The 3,120-nt window shown below is 35.2% G+C and carries 2 protein-coding genes; one reads left to right on the top strand and one right to left on the bottom strand.

Annotated elements, in window-relative coordinates; all coding sequences use genetic code 11:
• The first annotated feature begins 233 nt into the window (after positions 1 to 233).
• Positions 234 to 2,000, top strand: a complete 1,767-nt coding sequence (locus tag CDA10_RS16620) for an alkaline phosphatase D family protein (protein WP_089606644.1) — start codon at positions 234 to 236, stop codon at positions 1,998 to 2,000.
• A gap of 83 nt (positions 2,001 to 2,083) precedes the next feature.
• Here the strand turns inward: CDA10_RS16620 and CDA10_RS16615 are convergent, their stop codons facing one another.
• Entirely contained in the window at positions 2,084 to 2,815 is a 732-nt protein-coding gene (locus CDA10_RS16615) for a hypothetical protein (RefSeq protein ID WP_089606643.1), read from the bottom strand.
• Positions 2,816 to 3,120: the final 305 nt, after the last annotated feature.

Below are 3,120 nucleotides of genomic sequence, written 5' to 3'. Positions count from 1 at the left end.
TGTCTACCGATTTCACCACTCGGGCATGGACGCAATAATAAAGGAGAGACTTTCACTTGGCAAGGATATTTAAGTCGATTTGCTTTCTTTTCAATCAATTCATGTGTTTATGTTTGAAAATAAGTCAATTTTTATTAAAAAAATATGTTTGTCATGATTTTTTCATTTATTTGAGATCAAAGTGAAATCTAAACCTTCTAAATTAACTGGATAAAAAAACTTAGGGAAAATCAATGTCTAATTCAATTTCACGCCGTGCACTTATTCAAAGGACATTAGCAGGTTTTGGGGCATTATCTTTACCAGTCGGGTTGACTGCATGTGGGGATGATAACGATAGTTCAATTAAGCCAACAACAAAAGCGACATTTAAACATGGCGTTGCAAGTGGTGATCCGCTGAAAGATAGAGTGATTCTGTGGACGCGTATTACGCCAGAAGATACATCACTGCGTTTAGAAGTGGTATGGGAAATTGCGACAGATGATAAATTTAGCCAAATCATCAATACAGGCAAAGTACAAACGGCTGCCGCGCAAGATTTCACCATTAAAGTTGATGCTGATAAATTAAAATCAGGACAAACTTATTTCTATCGTTTTAAATTTGGTTCAGTTACTTCGCCTGTAGGTCGTACCAAAACACTGCCAGAAACCACCAGCTCGGTGCAATTTGCAGTGTGTTCTTGTGCAAATTATCCAGCCGGTTATTTCCATGTTTATAAAGAAATGGCGAAACAAGAGCTTGATGCCATTATTCATTTGGGTGATTACATTTATGAATATGGTCAAGGCGGTTATGCAACTGGGGATGCTGAAAAGTTAGGTCGTACTTTCGCAGCAGGTAATGAAAGCGAAATTATCAAATTAGATGATTATCGTAAACGTTATGCTTTGTATCGTTTGGATGTGGATTTACAGGCAGCCCACCATCGTCATCCGTTTATCGTAATTTGGGATGACCATGAGTTAGCCAATGATGCATGGAAAGATGGTGCAGGAAATCATCAAAGTAATGAGGGTCCTTTTTTAGATCGTAAATTAGCAGCATTGCAAGCTTATTTTGAATGGATGCCAATTCGCCCTGTTTCAGAAACAGATCATTTGAATATTTATCGTCAATTCGATTTTGGAACATTGGTGCAACTCACCATGCTTGATACACGTATTTTGGCACGTGATAAGCAATTGGATTACGTGGACTACATGACTGCTTCTGGTATGGATCTAGCACGTTTTCAAGCAGATTTAACCAGTACGACGCGTACTTTGGTTGGTTATACACAACGAGATTGGCTACAACAGAAATTGGCGCAATCTACAGCAACGTGGAATGTACTTGGACAGCAAGTTTTAATGTCTAAAATGCTGATTCCTGCTGAATTATTATTGCCACTTTCGGCAATTACCAGTGGTAATGTGACGCCTGAACTCTTGGCTCAAATGAATCAACAAATTACTGAATTGGTTACATTGAAAATGCGTTTGCAGGCTGGTGATCCAAGTTTAACCGCTGCGGAAAAAGCACGTGTCACTACAGTTGCACCTTATAACCTTGATGCATGGGATGGTTATTATGTGGAACGTGAAATTTTATATGGCACTTTAAAAGCGTTGAATAAAAAAGTCGTTGTACTTGCAGGGGATACACATAATGCATGGTCTTCAGATTTGCATTCGCAAGCAGGTGATTTTGTTGGCGTAGAATTGGCGACCAGTTCTGTTTCTTCACCGGGCTTAGAAGAATATTTAAATATTCCAATGGCGCAACTACAACAGTTCGAAATGGCGTTTACCACTTTAATTGATGAATTGAACTATGCTAACTTAAATCAACGTGGTTATTTAAAGGTTAATTTTACTGCGCAGCAAGTACAGGCTGACTGGGTCTTTATGAGTACCATCAAAGACAAGAGCTACGTTGTTGATGCGGTTCGTGGACATCAATTGGTATTGAACAGTGCTTTGGTGGATGTGAAGTCTATTCAGAAAAGTGCATAAGTTTTTAACCACGATAGATATAAAAAAACCAAGCATTCATTGCTTGGTTTTTTCTTTGTGAGATTCGTATTTGATATTTGAAGTCACATCAAACTGTCCATATACGCATCTAAGTCTACATATTTATAAGTCATACACATTTCATTTTCATACTTTAAAAGCTGTAAATGCAACTCTAAATATTGAGTTAATTTCTGTTGTTGAGTTTTAAATTTTCTAGAGTTTTTAGAATAAAACTTCATTTTCGTTTTTGCTTTAATGGCTTGTTTATACGCCCAAAAGCAAGTTTTGCGTATTTGTTGCAATTGGTAATACTCAACATCTTTGGTGTTGTCTCTAAATAAATTTTCTTTATAGAATTTAACAAAACCAAAACTCATGGCAAAAAAGAATAAAACACCTTGTAATAAAATACTTTCAACAAAGTAAATGTTCAGTGCCTGTAAAATGATGAGAATGGCAAGTTTAAAAGGTGTATTGTTGAGTTGTTTGTAAAGGTGAACAGAGCTGTGTTTAATTTGTTTGATAATGAACGGTGCAATCAGCATAAAAAACAACATGATTGCTAAAGCTGCAATACCTTTGGCTTGGAAAGCATCAAATTGAGAAAAATGATTTTCAATATAATGTCCTAGACTAAAATAAATACTACAGAAAATCATGATAGACAAAATCCAAGGAATAAATTCCTTTGCCTCGTCTAAAAGCCCTTTAGTTTTCATTTGACTGTAAAATAAAAAATTGCGTTTAAACGCTTGAGGATATTTATTTTGCAAGTCTTGTAGAAAAAGCACTGCTTGTTGAGATTTGATCATACGGCTCATTTGGAGATAGGCTGAAGATATTAAAAATTCAGAACGCTATTGCGATTTTCAAAAAAGTAATCTCATTGTAAGGCTAATTCTGAACCATGAGCAAGAATTTGAGTTAAATACTGTGTGTTTTAAATTTCAAAACAATAAATAGAGCGATATTTTAAAACCAGAATGAGTGAAAGGAGAATTATTATAAGAATTATAAATGTTGAATAAATCACATGATTCTATTTTCAATATACTATTTTTATAAATTTTAGACATAAAAAAACCAGCAAAAGCTGGAATTTTTATTGCACCATTTT

The sequence above is a fragment of the Acinetobacter piscicola genome (genome assembly GCF_002233755.1).
Classification (GTDB): Bacteria; Pseudomonadota; Gammaproteobacteria; order Pseudomonadales; family Moraxellaceae; genus Acinetobacter; species Acinetobacter piscicola.
The sequence above is the reverse complement of the archived record's forward strand: the minus strand, read 5'-3'. Positions and strand labels throughout refer to the sequence as shown.